At 48.1% G+C, this 17,899-nt stretch carries 14 protein-coding genes, 1 pseudogene and 1 other annotated feature; of the genes and pseudogenes, 4 read left to right on the top strand and 11 right to left on the bottom strand.

Annotated features, from left to right (window positions below):
- Nucleotides 1-186 precede the first annotated feature (186 nt).
- Together C7R91_RS27030 and C7R91_RS27025 are read left to right on the top strand one after the other, a co-directional pair.
- Nucleotides 187-612 (top strand): MarR family winged helix-turn-helix transcriptional regulator, encoded by a 426-nt coding sequence (locus C7R91_RS27030; RefSeq protein ID WP_047070867.1) that lies wholly within the window; start codon nt 187-189, stop codon nt 610-612.
- Nucleotides 613-704: 92 nt separating this feature from the next.
- A complete protein-coding gene (locus C7R91_RS27025) occupies nt 705-1,040 on the top strand; it encodes a DoxX family protein (protein ID WP_047071287.1) in 336 nt (111 codons plus the stop codon).
- A 109-nt stretch (nt 1,041-1,149) separates the two neighbouring features.
- Here the strand turns inward: C7R91_RS27025 and C7R91_RS27020 are convergent, their stop codons facing one another.
- The 5 genes and pseudogenes from C7R91_RS27020 to C7R91_RS26995 form a co-directional block, all read right to left on the bottom strand.
- A complete protein-coding gene (locus C7R91_RS27020; RefSeq protein WP_047071285.1) occupies nt 1,150-2,475 on the bottom strand; it encodes a serine hydrolase domain-containing protein in 1,326 nt (441 codons plus the stop codon).
- A 262-nt stretch (nt 2,476-2,737) separates the two neighbouring features.
- Nucleotides 2,738-3,250, bottom strand: coding sequence for a hypothetical protein (locus tag C7R91_RS27010; RefSeq protein WP_047070865.1), 513 nt, complete (start codon nt 3,248-3,250; stop codon nt 2,738-2,740).
- A gap of 165 nt (nt 3,251-3,415) precedes the next feature.
- Nucleotides 3,416-3,514: pseudogene (locus tag C7R91_RS27005) on the bottom strand (alpha/beta fold hydrolase); the annotation flags it as partial.
- A 72-nt stretch (nt 3,515-3,586) separates the two neighbouring features.
- On the bottom strand, nt 3,587-4,645 hold the full coding sequence (locus tag C7R91_RS27000; protein ID WP_047070864.1) for a DmpA family aminopeptidase: 1,059 nt from the start codon (nt 4,643-4,645) through the stop codon (nt 3,587-3,589).
- A gap of 38 nt (nt 4,646-4,683) precedes the next feature.
- Nucleotides 4,684-5,619 carry a dipeptidase gene (locus C7R91_RS26995; RefSeq protein WP_047070862.1) on the bottom strand — a complete coding sequence of 312 codons (936 nt, stop codon included), beginning with the start codon at nt 5,617-5,619 and terminating at the stop codon, nt 4,684-4,686.
- Nucleotides 5,620-5,758: 139 nt separating this feature from the next.
- Here C7R91_RS26995 and C7R91_RS26990 point away from each other — a divergent pair, with 139 nt between their 5' ends.
- Complete coding sequence (locus C7R91_RS26990; RefSeq protein WP_047070860.1) at nt 5,759-6,652, top strand: LysR substrate-binding domain-containing protein; 894 nt, start codon at nt 5,759-5,761, stop codon at nt 6,650-6,652.
- Between the two features lie 94 nt (nt 6,653-6,746).
- Here the strand turns inward: C7R91_RS26990 and C7R91_RS26985 are convergent, their stop codons facing one another.
- Nucleotides 6,747-7,385, bottom strand: a complete 639-nt coding sequence (locus C7R91_RS26985) for a DUF2306 domain-containing protein (RefSeq protein WP_047070859.1) — start codon at nt 7,383-7,385, stop codon at nt 6,747-6,749.
- A 150-nt stretch (nt 7,386-7,535) separates the two neighbouring features.
- On the opposite strand from C7R91_RS26985, the gene C7R91_RS26980 reads away from it, so the two are divergent.
- Nucleotides 7,536-8,126, top strand: a complete 591-nt coding sequence (locus C7R91_RS26980; protein WP_047070857.1) for a TetR family transcriptional regulator C-terminal domain-containing protein — start codon at nt 7,536-7,538, stop codon at nt 8,124-8,126.
- Nucleotides 8,127-8,192: 66 nt separating this feature from the next.
- Here C7R91_RS26980 and C7R91_RS26975 read toward each other — a convergent pair whose 3' ends face one another.
- From C7R91_RS26975 to ileS, 5 genes are all read right to left on the bottom strand, one after another.
- Nucleotides 8,193-9,167, bottom strand: coding sequence for a Gfo/Idh/MocA family protein (locus tag C7R91_RS26975; protein WP_047071283.1), 975 nt, complete (start codon nt 9,165-9,167; stop codon nt 8,193-8,195).
- A gap of 85 nt (nt 9,168-9,252) precedes the next feature.
- On the bottom strand, nt 9,253-12,351 hold the full coding sequence (locus C7R91_RS26970; protein WP_047070855.1) for an efflux RND transporter permease subunit: 3,099 nt from the start codon (nt 12,349-12,351) through the stop codon (nt 9,253-9,255).
- Nucleotides 12,348-13,595, bottom strand: a complete 1,248-nt coding sequence (locus C7R91_RS26965) for an efflux RND transporter periplasmic adaptor subunit (protein ID WP_083995109.1) — start codon at nt 13,593-13,595, stop codon at nt 12,348-12,350. Before C7R91_RS26965 ends, C7R91_RS26970 begins: the two co-directional genes overlap by 4 nt.
- Nucleotides 13,596-13,675: 80 nt before the next feature.
- Nucleotides 13,676-14,251: a TetR/AcrR family transcriptional regulator gene (locus C7R91_RS26960; RefSeq protein ID WP_047070853.1), complete on the bottom strand. Its 576-nt coding sequence runs from the start codon at nt 14,249-14,251 to the stop codon at nt 13,676-13,678.
- 222 nt (nt 14,252-14,473) lie between these two features.
- Complete coding sequence (ileS, locus tag C7R91_RS26955) at nt 14,474-17,554, bottom strand: isoleucine--tRNA ligase (RefSeq protein ID WP_047070851.1); 3,081 nt, start codon at nt 17,552-17,554, stop codon at nt 14,474-14,476.
- A gap of 69 nt (nt 17,555-17,623) precedes the next feature.
- Nucleotides 17,624-17,882, bottom strand: a binding site (T-box leader).
- Nucleotides 17,883-17,899: the final 17 nt, after the last annotated feature.

Here is a 17,899-nt window from a genome sequence, read left to right as displayed (position 1 = left end):
TTTTTGCGAGACAGTTCGTATTATATTAAATATTCTGAATTATAAGTTTTGATATCTTTACCAGTTTTTTCGTTTTCTTTACTCTTTTTTCAGTATTCTTTCCTGAAACTATTTAATTGACTAACTGGAATAAATACGTTAGCATTTTATATGCTATAGCATATAATAAAGGAGTTTCGATTACTTATGGAATTATTCAATCTGACCGGATTCCTTCTTCACCGAACAGATATGAAAATGACGAACTATTTTAAGAAAAGGTTAAAACAATTTGAGATCACACCAGAGCAATGGGGAATTCTTAGTGTCATGGATGGAGAAAGAGCGATCACACAAAAAGAACTTTCGGATGCGATTGACCGAGATCAAACCACCGTCGTCAGAATGATTTACTCGCTTGAAAAAAAGGGAATCGTCATTCGCACTTTAAATGACGCGGATCGACGCTCTCATAACTTGTTGCTGAGTGAGAAAGGGATGGAACTGAAATCAAAGCTTCTACCCGTCGTTACCGAAGCGCATCAACATGTAACGCAAAACCTTACCGAGGTAGAGATTGCGGAATTGCATGCTTTGCTCGACAAGCTATATCAAGTAGTAAAAGATGAATAAATGGAGATGCAGATACTCTCCTCATCAAATACATGCTATAGCATACATTTAATTTGATACGGAATAACGAAGGTGAGGAAGCTGTTATGGTTATGACCCTAATGGTTTTGCAAGTCATTGTAGCGATTTTCTTTATGTTTACAGGTACAAAAATTATTTCCGGTAAAATGGCGAATGAATTTGACCGCTTTGGACTCCCTCCCATCTTTAACTTCTTAACTGGCTTTATTGAGATCATCAGTTCCATTGGCTTGATTATTGGAATATGGTTTTCGATCGCGGCATTATTAGCTGGATTGCTTTTAGGCGTGACCATGTTGGTAGCTGCCTTCATCCTGCTTGTGATTGCTAGAGATCCTTTTCCGAAAGCAATACCAGCTCTCGTTCTTTGCTTTCTCGCCTTTTTAATCTCGACGTATTATTTTTAGACTAGGCAGAGGAATCTCAACCAGATAGAGGGGACAGTCATAGCAGCGGCGAGTCCAAGACTTTATGATCATGTCTTAGGTCGCCGCTGCTTCATTTATGGAAGGCAGTCTAGAGCTTGTTTTCACTCCTACAGAGCATCCTCAGCCCCATGAGGACCGCCCATGCTTGTTGCTGTTTTTTGAAAAAGAAGCGCAGGGGTTGTCCATTTTGTACATCGATCAGCGTATCGTGGCTACTGGCCCGTAACTCGTACTCCATACCAGCTACCTCTGCTACAGGAGCATCATCTCGAAGGAAGAGTCGCAATCTTCCGCCTTCCCCTGACGTGTACGTCCCGACGAGCTTCTCTAGCTCTTCTCTCGTCGGCGCATAGAGCGGGGCTTCGTCTTCTTTATGTGCAAGCGGTAAACCAAGGGCAGCGTTCACAGCAGCCAGCCAGACGTTTCTGATCGGCACGTTTTCCAGATTGGAAAGAACGGTGACGACTAGCCCTTTTTCCGGAACGAACCCAAAGTTCGATGACACCCCGGGCTGACCGCCACCATGCTCAACTAGCGTTATTCCGGCATAATTGGGGGTTGTTTTGAGCGCATAGCCATACCAGGCGTCCTTTGTCAGGCGATGAATCGGCTGCCACATGGCTCTAAGCGAGGCGCCATCTGCGACTTGCTTCTCTTGATAGCGCCCGGCATTGATATAGAGCTGTCCGTATTTCAGCAAATCAACGACGCAGGAACGAATGCCTCCCCCCACTTCATAATTGCCGAGTGTGGGCCACGGCACTTTTTTCAGTTGCTGCTCCTCCCCTTTGACATAAGGAACGGAGACATCGGAAAAGCGAGCGACTTCTTCCAGGTTATAGGTCGAGCGATTCATTTCGAGCGGCGCTAGCAGGCGTTCTGTTACATAGGTACGGTACCGCTGCCCCGTGACACGCTCGATAATAGCCCCCAGCAGGAGAAACATGTCGTTACTGTAACTGATATACTCACCTGGCACACCAAGGGGAGCAAATTGGACTTCGTTCAAATAGGCAATATGCTCGGGCAGTCTCGTCAATTCTTCACGGCGCAGCAGTGGTGGAACACCTGAAGTGTGAGAGAGCAAATGGTGGATCGTCATTTTGTCAGTATGTATGTTTCCCTTTCCTTGTAAATCAGGCAAATAGTTGCGAATCGGGTCTTCAACAGACAACTTGCCTTCTGCCACGAGCTGCATGATGGCTGCAGCCGTAAATGATTTGGTAACCGAAGCAATGCCGAAAATGGTCTCGGGTGTTACGGGCTGACTTGTCCCCAGATCAGTGACACCAAAGCCCTTTTGATAGATGGTCTCACCTTCCAGGGAGATGCCAATGGAGAGCCCCGGCACTTTTTCCTTCTCCATGAACTGTTGCACAAATGCCTCCAGAGCTGAAACGCTTGCGTGGTCCATTCCATTCAACATGCCCTAGGAACACTCCTTTTCTACGTGATCTCATATTTTTTCATTTTATTGTACAGCGGCATCGCCCTTACATGGCTTTCCCCCATTCGACCTCTTCCCATGCAAAAGAATAGGCCAACACATCGATACATGAGTCATGTGCGCATAAGACCCAATGCTTGACTCCGCTCCTCATAACCTGTAAAACCGACGAAATCATGTGAGGGTGAGATCATCCAGGGAACTTCGACAGGTACAACTTTCATTTGACTCATCGATTTACCCCCGCTTCAACGGACACCCTCTCATCAAATGTAATCCCAAGATAGCTGTACTTTATATTCACTCTGTTTATTGCTTCATGATGAATAAGACTAAGTCCATAGATTTCATCGTTTTTCGTAGCAGCACCCTCATCCATTTTTTTAAAATAAGCAGAAGGAGATGTGCCAGCTTTTATCGCTATATCCTCTATATTCTGAAATCCATACGGTTTGGAGCCCGGATTATCATAATCATCCGTTATGATGAAGCCTTGTAAAGCATTACTAACCTGCACTTTTGTTTTTGAAGGTTTTTCATCGTTATTTACTGAAACATCCATGATTTGCACTTCACCAAAGCCCTTATTACCTATCCCCACAACAACAGATTTATGATCTTTACTTGAAGCAAGGGTGCCAATTTCCAATGGGGGATTACCTATTATAAGGAAATAAAAACCTCCCACAAATATTGCTATAAGTAGTATAGAAATCCACAGTTTTTTCTTCAAATTCCCCATCCTTAATCGTTATTTTTCCATGTGCTGTAGAAAACTATATTTGGGTAAGTTCGAAAAGAAATAGCCGATATCCTGCACCAAGGCAGAAATATCGGCTTTCTAACCCTCTCCATATCAAGAGTTAATAAACTCCATCAGCTTCTTATTAAAATCATCCGCCTGACAAATCGGCAAGCCGTGAACGAAAAAAATCGTTTTGGTATTCGGGCCAGGATTGAGGTCTTCAACGAAAACTGTGACACCCTTTTCGACTTCAATGTACATAACCCTACCTCCTGTATCACACCATGCAGCTCTTTACACTCAAGGTATGTCACCATTTGTAGGGTTATGTTACTACTCTCCTATGCCCTGAATGGGATACGCATGAACGATTCGTCCTTTTCTTCCTGTAGTCGTGACTGCTTGCGCAAGAGAATGGTAGATCGCTTCCTCTGTCGCTTCTGCCGCAGCAGCAAACAGCTCGTTCATGATCGGGTGATCCTCGCGTAGCTGCACGCGCGTTTCCGTAATAGCTGTTGCCTGATGGGGGATTTTTTGCGCTGTAGAAAAAGCGATAACGATGTCCCCGCTTCCGTGCCCAAAATGGCTCCCCGTTCGTCCCAAGCCGATTCCTGCGCGCTTTGCTACCCGAAGCAGTTGTCGATCATTGAGCGGCGCATCTGTCGCCAGTACGATGATGATGGAGCCATCCTCGGACTTCTCTACTGCGTTTTCGATGCTTTTGCAGCTTGTGAACAGATTTGCTCCCAGGAAATCATTCTTGTTGCCAAAGTTGCTGAGTACCAAAGCTCCCAATGTATAGGCCTGCCCCTCAGCCACAACGATGCGAGAAGACGAGCCGATACCACCTTTATAGCCAAAGGCAATCATCCCCGTCCCTGCCCCGACAGCTCCTTCTTCTACAGCCTGGTCCGTTGCGTTCTGGATCGCTTCTCTAGCATCTTCCGGGCGCACGACACAGCGGCGAATGGAATTGAGATAACCATCATTGCATTCGCCCACGACTATGTTGATCGTCCCGGTCGTGTCACCGATCTCTTCGTTCGTATCCAGCATGTATTGCAGAGTCCCTTGTGTAACCGCTGGAACGGAAAACGTATTGGTGAGCATGATCGGCGATTCCAATACCCCCAGCTCATTTACTTGCACGAGTCCCGTCGTTTTGCCGAAGCCATTGATCACATAGCTGGCTGCGGTTACCTTTTCGCGAAACAGGCTGCCGCCATGTGGCAAAATGGCTGTCACACCAGTGCATGCATAATCGTCGTTGTCCAGCTCATGCTGGATCGTTACATGTCCCACTCGGACTCCGGCTACATCCGTAATGTCATTTTTCTGGCCGACCGGCAGCCTCCCGATTGTCGCACCGAGCTGCCGAATTTTTTTCGTCATACATTCCCTCATTCCTTTCGTGAAGCTATGCCGATCGCTTACACGGGACGATTGCGCAGAAAGTTCTCATAGGCAAACCCGCGCACTTCTTCTTCCTTATAATGCTTGAGCAGCTCGTTGATCAGGTTTTGGCTCTGCCCCGCATGCTCCAAGCCCACGACCTTTGCGGTAATGCCGTCGAAGTCGGAGCCGAGCCCGATATGACGCACGCCACCGAGTGAACAAAAATGATCGATATGCTTGATCAAATCATCTATCGTGGTTGGTGTCGTTTCATTGATAAACTGGGTGCAGTAGACGACATGTACATTCGCGCCTTTGGCAAATAACGCTTTTGCCTGTTCATCCGTCAGATTGCGTGGATGTTCGCAGATTGCACGTGCATTTGAATGACTCGCGATTGGGTAAGTGGCGAGCTCCATCGTTTCCCAAAAGCTGCCCTCCCCTAGATGCGAGACATCCGTCAACATTTTATGTTCATTGTGGAACCGAATGATTTCCTTGCCAAAAGTGGTCAGACCGGCATTCCTCGGTTCCAGCGCACCATCCGCAGCGAGATTCGCGAAGTTCCAGGTGAGCCCCACAGAGCGAACCCCTAATTGATAAAAAATGTGCAGCTTCTTCAAATCGTTGCCGATTGGCTCTACACCCTCCAGCGTCAGCAATGCCCCGATCTCTCCCTCTTGCAAACGGTCGAGATCGCTCCAATCCCGGATTTGTTTCATTTCTGGATGCTTCCCGAGAACCTCTGTATAAAAGTAATGAATTTGATCCAAAGCTTTTTGAAAACGTTGCTCCGTGGACAATTCAGGTGATGTCCAGATCGCATAGCACTGCAGCTTTACCCCGCCAGCTTGTAGCCGTTTCTTGTTGACGTCCAGCTCGTCCGCATCCGCAAAGGACAGAGCCCCATTTTTCTCCCAAATTTTCAGAAGTGCATCACAGTGCAAATCGATAATCGGCATCTTGGCCATTTTCATCCATCCCTTGGGCTATTTTCTTTTGAGAACTCTACCTATTCTGCTAATTTTAAGTTAATGTAATTTTATAAGCGATTCCAATTAAAAATTGCAATAGACCACTTTAAAAATTCACATAATGGAGCCACTACTCATGAATATGGAGCAAATTGAAGCATTCATCTTTGTCGCCTTGACCGGGAGCTTCAGCAAAACGGCTGATTTGCTCTATCTGTCACAGCCCACGGTCAGCATGCGGATCAAGGCACTCGAGACGACTATGGGCTGTAAGCTGTTTCAACGTACGGGTCATACGATTTCTCTTACAAAGGAAGGCGATCTGTTCCTTCCCTATGCAAAAAGCATCATGCACATGCTGCAAGAGGGACAGCAAGCAATTCAGCGATCGCAAGGCGATGTAGAGGGAGAATTGACCATCTCCACCGTTTTTGTCTCTGCCTTTTACATTTTGCCTGACCTCGTTCAGCAATTCCAGCAGCTGTATCCCAAAATCAAGCTGACGATCCTGACCGGACATTCCCATCAGGTGCTCGATATGGTTCTGAACCACGAGGTGTCATTCGGAATTGCTCGTGCCGTTACCCATCCACAGATTAACCGGATTCAGCTGATGCCGGATGACATGGTCTTAGCGATTTATCCCGACCATCCGTTTGGATATCGCCATCAGGTTTCCATTGAAGAAGTCGCACGTGAACGACTGATCTTGTTCAATCGGGGCTCGCTCGACTGGAAGCTGATCAATAACGCGTTCAGCCATTTTCAGCTACAAAACAATGTCGTCATGGAGGCTGACAATATCGAGGTCGTGAAACGGATGGTCAAACAACGACTGGGCATCGCCTTTTTGCCTCGGTTTGCCATCTCCAAAGACTTGGACGAAGGCGAGTTGCAGGAAGTAGACGTCCTGAATCTGCCGCAAATCAACCGGAACTTCGAGCTGATTTACCTCAAGGATACACCTGTTCACGGGATTATGCGTACGTTTATCGACTTTTTGATGCAGAGTAAAGCCTTGCAGCAATAGGAAAGGAGCATCGGCTTCCCCTCTAAAAAAGCTTCACATCTTAACCAATGGTGTTGGTTGATGTGAAGCTTTTTTAAGAAGCGCTGCGTCTCTCTCATGCTTTTTTCGGTGCTCGCAATTTCGTACGAATGATCATCTCTGCCGTCACGACAAGTCCAATCATGGCGGCATATACACCGATTGTGTAGCTGAGCTCATACGGCAATCCTACTACCTTCTCTACGATCAGCTTCACGAGATGAATCAGCATGTTGGTGAACAAGAAGACGAAACTCCGGACCATCCATTCCTTATGCTTCATGACTTGACGCTTTCTAATTTTGACGAGCGCCGTAATGGTGATGGCCGGCCATATGATATTCAACAGGTGGAAGAGCCAACTTGCCACTTTTCCGCCCGTTACATAAGGAGCCATATATCCCGATGTGACAACTACAACCAACACACTAAAAAGATAAACATAGCCTGTTACTTTATGTAGCTTGCGGTTCTCGGCGAGCAGCTTGTCCGAAAAGTTAGCCAACCCACAGACCAGGGCAATCAGGGCGAAAAACAAATGGACATACATGACCGTAAGCCAGATCGATGTGTTCATTCGCTCCTTGTTGTAATCAGATTTGTGACTGAGAAAGCCTTTTGCTTCTGGATCGATGATAAAGTTTTGCACGAGTGCATACGTGATCGCTATACAAGCGACGAAAATGACAATCGAATACGGTTTGATACGGTTCATCCTGCCACACAACCCTTTGTTCGATTTTTGAAACCGAACGGTTCGGTCTCTTTTTGATTTTACATGATTGCCTTCATTCGTACACGAGAGAAATGTTACAATAACTTGGACGAATATAGACCGTGTTGGCCGAATGAAAGGACTATCGCAATGCGAAAAGGCGAAAAAACAAAGCTGCATATTATCAAGAAGTCAGCAGAGCTGTTTAACCAAAACGGATATACAGGAACCTCCATGCAAGACATCATGGATGCCACGGGACTTACTAAAGGTGCCCTCTACAGAGGTTTTGCCAGCAAAGATGAAATTGCAATAGAGGCCTTCAAATATGCGGGTGAAGTGTTACAAGAACATTTTGCGGCTGCGCTGGAAAAACAGGACACGGCCACTTCAAAAATCGTAGCCATGGCAAAGGTGTATTCTGATGCGGTAAACAATCCCCCGCTCCAAGGTGGCTGCCCGCTTCTCAACACAGCCATCGAAAGTGACCATTCGTTCCCTGTTCTTCGCGATTATGCTGTCGCCGCTTACCAAGAGACCATTTCGTTCATGCAGGGATTGCTGGAAGAAGGAATCGCACAGGGAGAATTTCGTTCTGACATGGACACAGAAGCCGTCGCTTCGTTTATCTTTTCTGCCATTGAAGGAGCCATCATGGCCAGCAGACTCACACACGATAACAAGCATGTCCATTTTGCCATCAAGCATATTGAGGAGCTTTTACAGACATACAAGCCCTAGCAAAAAGAAAAGAGCAGTCTTGCGGGATGTGCTGCCCCTGCCTGCTCTTTTCTCGTGGTCTCATTTCTATTTGATGTAGTGTACTTTTTCATGTCCGAGCAATGCTTCCAGCACCTGCTGTACTTTCACGCCTGTTTCAAACGTAACCAGTCTGGCATCCCCACCGTTCATCGCAATGGACAGCTCATCCAATAACAGGGAGAGACGGTCTTGCTGTGGAACTTCAGCCGGAACGAGCGCTTCGCCGTGTCCACCCACAAACAGATTGCTCCAGTTCACGACACTCAGCGTCCCTTTTGATCCATACACACGATAATCCAAATGCTCCTGATGCGCGATACCCGCCAAGCCATTGATTGTAACCGGGGTACCATCTGTCAGACGCAGGAAGGCTGATACACCAGTCTCGCATAGCGCAGGATCTGCTGGATAGTCTACCTCTGTGCGGACCACATGCAGGTCCCCGAATAGCGCGTAAGTCAGGTGAGTGAAATGTGGGAGCACTTCACGGATGAAACCGCCTTGCTCACGACCAGCCAGCCAAGGTGTTTGCTGCCATGGACGCGGCCACTGGTGAAAATGCGTCACAATATCGATACGGCGAACATCTCCGATTTCTTCGAGTCTGCGGGAGAGCTCAGGAAAAATACCTTGATAGTAGAGAGGGAAGTTCATCGCATGGACAACCCCTGCGTCATTTGCTGCTTCCAACATTTCTACCGCTTCTGTCAACGAATTAGCCAATGGCTTTTCGCAGAGCAAATGCTTTTTGTGCGCCAGTACATCCAGGGCAATCACGTGATGGAACTTGGGAGGAACCGCCAAATAGATGACGTCCAGCTCTACCTTTTTCAACAATTCCTTGTAATCTGTGTACCAAGGCACATCGCCGGACTTATGCGCGGCTTCCTGTGCTCTTTCCGCAGAAACATCACTCACTGCGGCTACTCGAAATTTTTCGTGGGTACGGATAGCGTTCATCATGCGCTCGCCCATGACGCCTGCGCCAATCACCCCAACGTTCCATTTCACTTGGTCCATCTGCATTTCCTCTCTTCCTGGTGAATTGTTCGTCTTCGTGCCTCTACCCCTTTCTCCATTGGTCTGAACATTCCTTCTGAAAAGCTTAGATTGTCAGCTGCTTCTGCGCTTCCTTTTTTACCCGCTTTTTCTCCTTTTGGATCGCTATGACTGTATAGAGAGAGGGAACGACAATCAACGTGAGTAACATCGAAAACAGCAAGCCAGAAATGATCGTAATGGCGAGCGGCTGAAACAGCACGCTTCCCGTAATCGCCATTGGTGACAGACCGGCTACTGCGGCAAAGGTCGTCAGCAAAATCGGGCGCAACCTTGCTTTCCCCGCCCTGATGACTGCATCGTTCAGAGAGACGCCTTGATGCCTCGCTTCCTCAATGAACTCGATGAGTACGATCCCGTTGCGAACGACGATACCCGCCAATGCGATAAAGCCTGCTACTGTCATGAATCCGATCGGTGTGGAAGTGATAAATAGCCCGATCAAGCTGCCCGCGATGGCGAGGTAGACTGTACTCATGACCAAGACAGGAATAGACAACGAATTAAACTGCAGCACGATCAGCAAAAAGATGAGAAAGACCGCCACAATCGCAAGCACACCCAGATCGAGCAAAACTTCCGATTCCTCCTCTGTTTCACCTGTTACATTCCAGCCATACCCGTCTGGCAATTCCAATTGCTCCATTTTCGCTGTTATTTCACTCATCACGTCTGCAGCCGTCCGATCTCGGACATCACTCGTGATCGTGACACTACGAGACATATTGTAACGAGGAATACTCTGCATCGATAAATCCGGCTTCATTTCTGCAATTTGTGAAACCGGGATGAGCTGCCCACGCGCATTCGGAACCGTGAGTTGCGCGAAGACTTGCTCTGTCGTCATTCCCGACTGATCGGCTACCAGCGTAATATCGATCAAGTTTTTCCCATTGTCAAATTGCCCCATCGGAATGCCTTGGCTGATCAAACGCAACGTTCTAGTCAAATCCGCCTCGTTGATCAGCTCCTTGTCCATCTTTTCTTGATTCACATGGAATTGAAGAGAGTACTGTTCATTTCCGAGCGTGTCGTTGATGTTGTACGTTCCTTTTGACTCCATGATGAGCTGCTTGATTTGCTCAGAGATCGCGTACATCTGTTGCAGATCATCTCCATACACCCGAATTCCAACCGGGCTTCCGGAATACATCCCCGCCTTCACACTGTACGGAATGATGTTCGCTTCTGGATACATCCGCTTAAATTGCTCCGTCCACGGCGCCAGCACCTTTCGCGCATCCATTTTGTGATTGTCAAAAGTAACGATCAATTGCGCTACATGTTCACCTGTACCAACCGGCGGTGCTGAGGGCATCATCTGTGGCGCATTGCCACCTACGAAAGACGAAACCTTTTGAATGTGTGCCTGTTTCGTGATCCATTCGGAAACACCCAGAGCAATTCGATCCGTTTCCTGTAAATTGCCGCCAATCGGCGTCGTTATATTCACAACCATTTGTGGCCTGTCATCATCAGGGAAAAGCTGAACAGGAACAACCGCAACAAGTCCGTAAATGGCAGTGGCAATCAGTACTCCGCTCACTCCTGTTTTCAGCGGATTTTTCAACATGGCTTTCAGAACACGATCGCCATACCAATTCGTCAATGCATCGATTTGTTTGCCTAATAAGCCCGCTGGCTTACGGTAGTCCGTCTCTGCTTTTCTCCGTTTCTTGTTCCTTCGCTCGTTCCATTCCCGGTAAATCGGAATGATCGTAAGCGACATGAACATCGAGGCCGCCATCGTAAAAATGATAATAAGCGGTACCGGAAAAATAAACTGACCGGCATCACCAGACAGAAACATGATCGGCCCAAACGCAGAGATAGTAGCAAGCGTAGCAGTGACAATGGAGATGGCCACTTCCTTCGTCCCGGCTACAGCAGCCGTGTACGGATCTTCGCCCAAAACAGATAATCTGCGCTCGATGTTGTCATTTACCACCACTGCGTCGTCTACCAAAATCCCGAGAACAATGATAAGCCCGAAAACGGTCATTTGATTGAGCGTAATGCCAAAGAAGGGCAAGACAACCATCCCAGCCGCCAAAGAGATCGGGATCGCCAATGCAACCATCAAGGATGTCGTCACATTCAATCCAAGAATGCAAATGAAAAGTACCGCGACGATCGCAATGATCATTTCCAGATACAATTCGGAAAAAATACTATCGATTCGATCCACTTGCAAAAACACGGGCTCTTTTTTTGCCCACGCTGGGAGACTCTTTTCCAACGCGGCAAGCTTCGTATCCACCGCTTTTTGCACAGCTGGAACATCGCTTCCCAGCTCAGCATTGATGCTAATCGTCGCAGCAGGCTTCCCGTTGTAATAGGTTCGATACTCCACCCGTTTTGTACTGTCGGAAATGGTTGCAATATCCTTCAAATAGACGGGCATTCCTTCCTGCGTACGTGTCACGACTACCTTTTCAAATGTCGCTACTTCATAGCTGACCGGTAATGTGAGCTGATATTTTCTTGTATCGATATTGACATCACCCAGGGGTGTTGTTTCGTTTTTCGTTTGGACAGCATGGATGACTTGCGCCCAGGAGATGCCGTATTGTTGCAGCTTCTGGGGATCGACCGCAACCTTTACTTCCTGCTCCGGCAATCCTTGGATCGAAACATCGGATACGCCTGGCACGGTTCGAAGCTGATCCTTCCACAGATCAAGCATGTCTCGCAATTGGAGGATTTCTTCAAAAGAGTTGGCTGTGATTTGAAAGGTCTGGATGAAGGTCCGGCTCATGTCATCATTGATGATGGGCTGCTCTGCTTCGTCGGGTAAATCGGCCTCGGCATCCTTTACCTTTTTCCGTACATCTTCAAACACCGTTTTCGGTTCAACGTTATTCTCTGTTCGTATGTTGATAATGGATACACCTGATCGAGACTCCGAACTAATGGACTTGATTCCTTGCACCTCGTTGATTTTTTCTTCCAGCTTCTTCGTGACTGTCTGCTCCACCTTTTCAGGAGTCGCTCCGGGATAAACGGTAGTGATGGTAGCCATGCTGACGATAATGTCTGGTTGCTCTTGCTTTGGAAGCGTAACCGAGATGAACATACCAATCAGCACGAGCATCGAAAAGAAAACGAGGGTGATTTTGCGCTTGTTGATGAAAAACTCGATCATGGCTGATTGCCTCCTTTCACGGAGACAGAATCCCCGCCAAGCAAACGATCAGCACCTTTCGTAATCAACATGTCTCCTGCTTGCAAGCCAGCGGTAATTTCCAAATGATTGTCAACATACTGACCAATCGTGACAGTTGTCTTAATCGCTTTTCCATCTGCTAGCAAAAAAACGTAAGGCTCAGAACCACGGCTAAAAACGGTTTTGGCAGGGACAAAAATGCCTTTCTTTTGGGACAAGGTTCGCTTTGCGCTGATGACTTGCCCTGCGAACCAATCTTTTTTGGCGTTATCAATGACGACTTCCACGCTAATCGTGCCCGTCTGCTCGTTCGTCGCCGGATAAATCGTCGTAACCTTTCCGATTCGTTTGTCTTCATACAAACGAATCTCGACCTCATCTCCCACCTTCCACGCTGAGATATCCTTGTCCGGTACAGGCAAGACTGTTTTCAACTGTTGGATGTTGCCGATTCGATAGACAGGAGCCCCTGGACTTGCGAGCTGTCCAACATCAGCCATTTTCGCTAGCACCGTTCCTTGAATAGGTGCTTTCACTTCCGTTTTTGCCAAAGTAGCTGCAGCCTGCTCACGGGTGACCATCGCTCCTTGGTAGCTGGCATTTGTCGCGCTGATATCCTCAGTTCGAGCGCCTTCTATCACCAGTGAATACGACTCTTGTGCTTCTGCATAATCTTTATCTGCTAGTTCAAAAGCATTTTTGGCATTTTCAAATTCGGTTTCGGAGATCGCCCCATTTTTATAGAGCTGTTCCATGCGCTTATAGTTTTTCTGTGCTTGATCCCGTGAGATTTTTTTCGCCTCGACCGCTACCTTTGCTTGCTGAACTTCTTGTTCCCGCGCTCCGTTTTTTACTTTGGAAAGCTCGGCGCTCGCACCATGCATCTCAGCGTTTGCCAATGCCAGCTGAAGAGAGTAGTCTGTAGCATTGAGGCGGGCAAGCACTTCTCCCTTTTTGACAGCATCTCCTTCTTTGTACGGCAACGACTTGATTTCCCCGGCTACTTCAAAAGAAACAGTTGTCTCTTCGATAGGGGCAAGTGTCCCCGACAGTTCACTGGTCGATTGGTAGCTTTTCAGCTCGATCGGCTCCGCTTCCACAATTTTGGCCTCGGCTTGGACTTCGCTTTCCGTTGATGGCTTCATCTGATTGCAAGCCGTCCCAATCACTGCAAGGGAGATGATCAGCAACATCCCCATCACTTTTCTTCCCGTGTTATTCATGTAGGCTCACTCCTATTGCTTTATAGAAATGTATTTCGGAATGAACATTCATTCCGTTTTGTTCAAAAGAAGGATCAGAATTAATGAATTCTGATCGCATCCCAGCAAGCTTCCTTTACACCGGCAAGCAATTCCGGGGTTTCTTCGATCTCGCCAGCCTTGATGCACTTGTTCAATGCGATGAATGCCCCGTCCATAAGCGCAATCAATGCATCCGCAGGCAATGGACGGATGACCTTATTCTTTTGTCCCCGTTCAATGAACTCACATAAAAATGTTCGCAGCCTCATGTACGCTTCGCGGCTGGCTTCGTCTAGGTAGTGACCGTTTGTATGGGAATCCAGAAACAGCAAGGCGTTCAAATTCTTTTTGGCGTAGCGAATCACCTGATTCGCAATATGCCCAAATTGCTCACGTAAGTCATCAGATGTGCGAGGATAACCATCATTGATTGTCTCAATCAGCTCCCCCACACATTCTTGAAACAGCGTATTGACGAGCGCCTCTTTGTTTTCGAAATAACGATAGATGGTACCGGCACCGACCCCTGCTTTTTCGGAGATCATCGGAACGGTCGTCCCATCAAAACCGCGATCTACAAACAAAACGAGCGCTGCATCCAAGATTAATTCGCGCTTGGTTTCAGACAAGTTCATGACTCCTCTCGTGCGGAATGAATTTTCATTCTAGAGGAAATTATAGTATACATATTGCTGGGGTGTCAAATGGCACTTGCTTGGATTACCTGTTGGCTGGAGATTTTTGGTTGCGGGCGATTATGCGGTTGTTTGGTTTGACCCAGAATAATTAATGCAAAACAGCTAGGGAACCGGCGTAACAACCATGTTCCCTAGCTGTTTCTTTATCCAACTGCTTCGTTATCTGATGTGCAAACCAAATGCTTTATCTCCGAACGAGACCGTCTCCATATCTGCTGCTTTCGCAAAAGTCACATCCGAAACGAGTACACTTTCACGCAAAACATGATCAAAACGCTCCAATGCTGCTCGCAGCTCATCGTCCACATCCAGTGTGAGCTGGACACGTTTATCGATGGGCAGATCCAGCTTTTTGCGTGCATCCTGTATGACACGGATAACCTCACGAACCAAGCCTTCTTGCTCAAGCTCTTCTGTAAGTGTCGTATTCAAAGCCACGTGGAGCTGATAGCCGGATGCAGAAGCGAAGCCTTGCTTCCCTTGCTTTTCCACAAGCAGCTCATCTAGCGTAAGCCGCACACTCTCGCCTGCGACCTCCACATTCAAGTAGCCATTGTCCACTGCCTTCTGTGCATCGGCTGCGTTCAATTCTTTTAGATACCCTTGGATTGGCCCAACGAGCTTGCCGTATTTTTTCCCAGCTACCTTCAGGTTGAGCTTGAAATGATACGTCACGAAGCTGCTGTCACTTTGCTCTACCCGAATGTTTTTGACATTGATCTCGTCTTGGATAATGCCGGCAAATCGCTCGAGGTTAAATGGCTGCTCCATCGATACGATCAGCTCGGACAGAGGCTGTCTTGTCTTGAATCCAGTTTCGTTGCGAACATTTCGCGCCAGCTCCACGATGTGTCGAGCCGTTTCCATGTCCCGCTCAAGGGTTTCTTCGATTGCTTCTGTGTTCACCTTCGGATAGTCAGTCAAATGAACACTGCCTTCGCCCCCCAGATTGCCATGTATATCTTCTGCGATCAACGGTGCGTATGGTGCGATCATCTTCGCCAGCGTCAGCAACACTTCCCGCAGGGTCTGATAAGCAGATACTTTGTCAGGCGTCATCCCGCTGCTCCAGAAGCGGTCCCGGGAACGACGGATGTACCAGTTGCTGAGCTCGTCTACGAACGCTTCAATATGCCCAGCCGGATTCATGAAATCGTAGGTTTCCAGACCTTTTACCACGTGCTGTAAGGTGGTATTCAAGCGGGAAAGTATCCAACGATCCAACTCGTTCACAGGTGGTTGCGGGGGATGCTCTTCTGGCTTGAATGCATCGATCAAGGCGTATAGCGAGTAAAACGCATGGGTGTTGTGGATCGTATCGATCACTTTGTACTTCGCCTCGGCCACGATCCGCTTGGAAAACCGCTTGCTGCTCCACGGCGCACTGTCAGACAAAAGCGCCCACCGGAATGCATCTGCACCGAACTCCTCGATTACCTCCCATGGATCGATCCCGTTTCCTTTGCTTTTGGACATTTTCTGACCGTGTTCATCCAAAACGTGACCGGTAGAGATGACCGCCTTGTAAGGCGCTTTTCCGTTATACAAAGTAGAAACTGCCAACAAGCTGAAGAACCAACCCCGTGTCTGATCGATTCCTTCTGAAATGATGTCGGCAGGGTACTGCTCCTGAAATACCTTTTCGTCGCCGAATGGATGATGGTACTGCGCAAACGGCATCGAACCGCTGTCGAACCACACATCAATGACCTCAGGAGTTCGCTCCATTGTACCGCCGCACGAGCAACGCAGCTTCACCTCATCCACAAACGGCTTGTGCAGCTCCAGCTTTTCGTCAAGTGGCGCCACGGATTTCTCACGCAACTCTTTTACACTGCCTGGCGCATATTCGCTGCCACACTCCTGACAAAGCCACAGATTGAGCGGTGTCCCCCAATACCGATTGCGGCTAATATTCCAGTCTACAAGCTCTTCGAGGAATTTCCCGAAGCGCCCTTCGCGCAAGTGTCCCGGATACCAGTCGATCTTGCTGTTGTTTTCGATTAGCTGATCCTTGATCGCTGTCGTTTTGATGAACCAGCTCTCCATCGCGTAGTACAACAGTGGCGATTTGCAGCGCCAGCAGAACGGATAGCTATGCTCGTAGCGCTCCTTAGAAAACAGCAGACCGCGATGAGACAAGTCTTTGACGATATCAACGTCGCAATCCTTGACGAAGCGACCCGCGAAATCTGAGATTTGATCGGTATAGCGGCCAGCCAAATTCACGACGTTCACGAAATCAAGCCCATGCTGGCGAGTCGTGCGATAGTCATCCTCCCCGTGCGCTGGAGCAGTATGCACGATGCCCGTTCCGCTCGTATCACTGACATAGTCCGCATCGACGACGATATGCCCTTGGTTTACCTTGATATAGCCAAAAGGCGGCTCATACTGGATGCCGACCAATTCTGCGCCTTTGTGTGTGGACAAAACCTCGTAGTCTTCCTGGAAGACTTTCTCCGCGAGATTTTTTGCTATGACGTACACTTCATCCTTGTGCTTCACCCGCACGTAATCGAGCTCTTTGTTAACAGCCAAAGCCACGTTGGCTGGAAGTGTCCATGGCGTCGTCGTCCACGCGAGGAAGATGTCATCGCTTGTCTTGCTTTTGAATTTGACCGTTGCGCTCAAGTCCTTCACGTCTTCATAGCCTTGCGCCACTTCATGGGAGCTGAGTGTCGTCTGGCAATCCGGGCAATACGGACTGACACGATGCCCTTTGTACAGCAGTTCTTTTTTATGAATGTCAGAAAGGATGTGCCAGACGCTTTCGATGTAGTCGTTGGTCAAAGTGACGTACGGATGCTCCATATCTGTCCAGTACGCGATGCCTTCCGTCAGCTCGCGCCATTGTTTTTCGTACTCGAAGACGCTGTTTTTGCACTCCTCGACGAACTTGGCCACCCCGTAGTTTTCGATTTCCTGCTTGCCGGAAATGCCAAGTCGCTTTTCGACCCCAAGCTCTACCGGGAGACCATGTGTATCCCAGCCTGCTTTGCGGACGACACGGTAGCCAGACATCGTTTTGTAGCGTCCGATAAAATCCTTAATGACCCGTCCGAGCACGTGACCGATATGCGGCTGTCCGTTGGCCGTCGGAGGTCCTTCATAAAAGACGAAATTAGGCTTTCCCAGCCGATTGTCCATCGACTTGCGAAATGTGTCGTCTTCCCTCCACTGATTCAGGACGCGCAACTCTCGTGTCCTTGCTTTTTCTTTTACGTCTACTTTCCTCATCATGTACACTCCTTCTTCTGTAGTTTGCGTAGAAGTGTAGGTTCATAGAACGCAAAAAAATCCCGCCCCCTAAGGGACGAGATTTGATCTCGCGATACCACCCTTGTTCCGAATTCTTCATGCAAGCATGTCAATTCGGCACCTCTACTACGTACCATCATACGCGTCCCTCGTAACGGTGGGATTCCGGGTCAGCTTACTCCAAATGCTTCAGCTTTCCTTCTCGGAGAGGATTTTCGGCTAAGTCTTGAACGTTGGCTTTCAGCACTAGGGCCAACTCTCTGGGGAACAAGGAGATTAGCTTACTCTTTCTCGTCAATGAATTTGTTGGTGTTCGATTCGTAT

It is taken from the genome of Brevibacillus formosus, from assembly GCF_003013405.1.
GTDB classification, from domain to species: domain Bacteria; phylum Bacillota; class Bacilli; order Brevibacillales; family Brevibacillaceae; genus Brevibacillus; species Brevibacillus formosus.
Note: the sequence above shows the minus strand (reverse complement) of the source record. Positions and strands in the feature narration are given on the sequence as shown.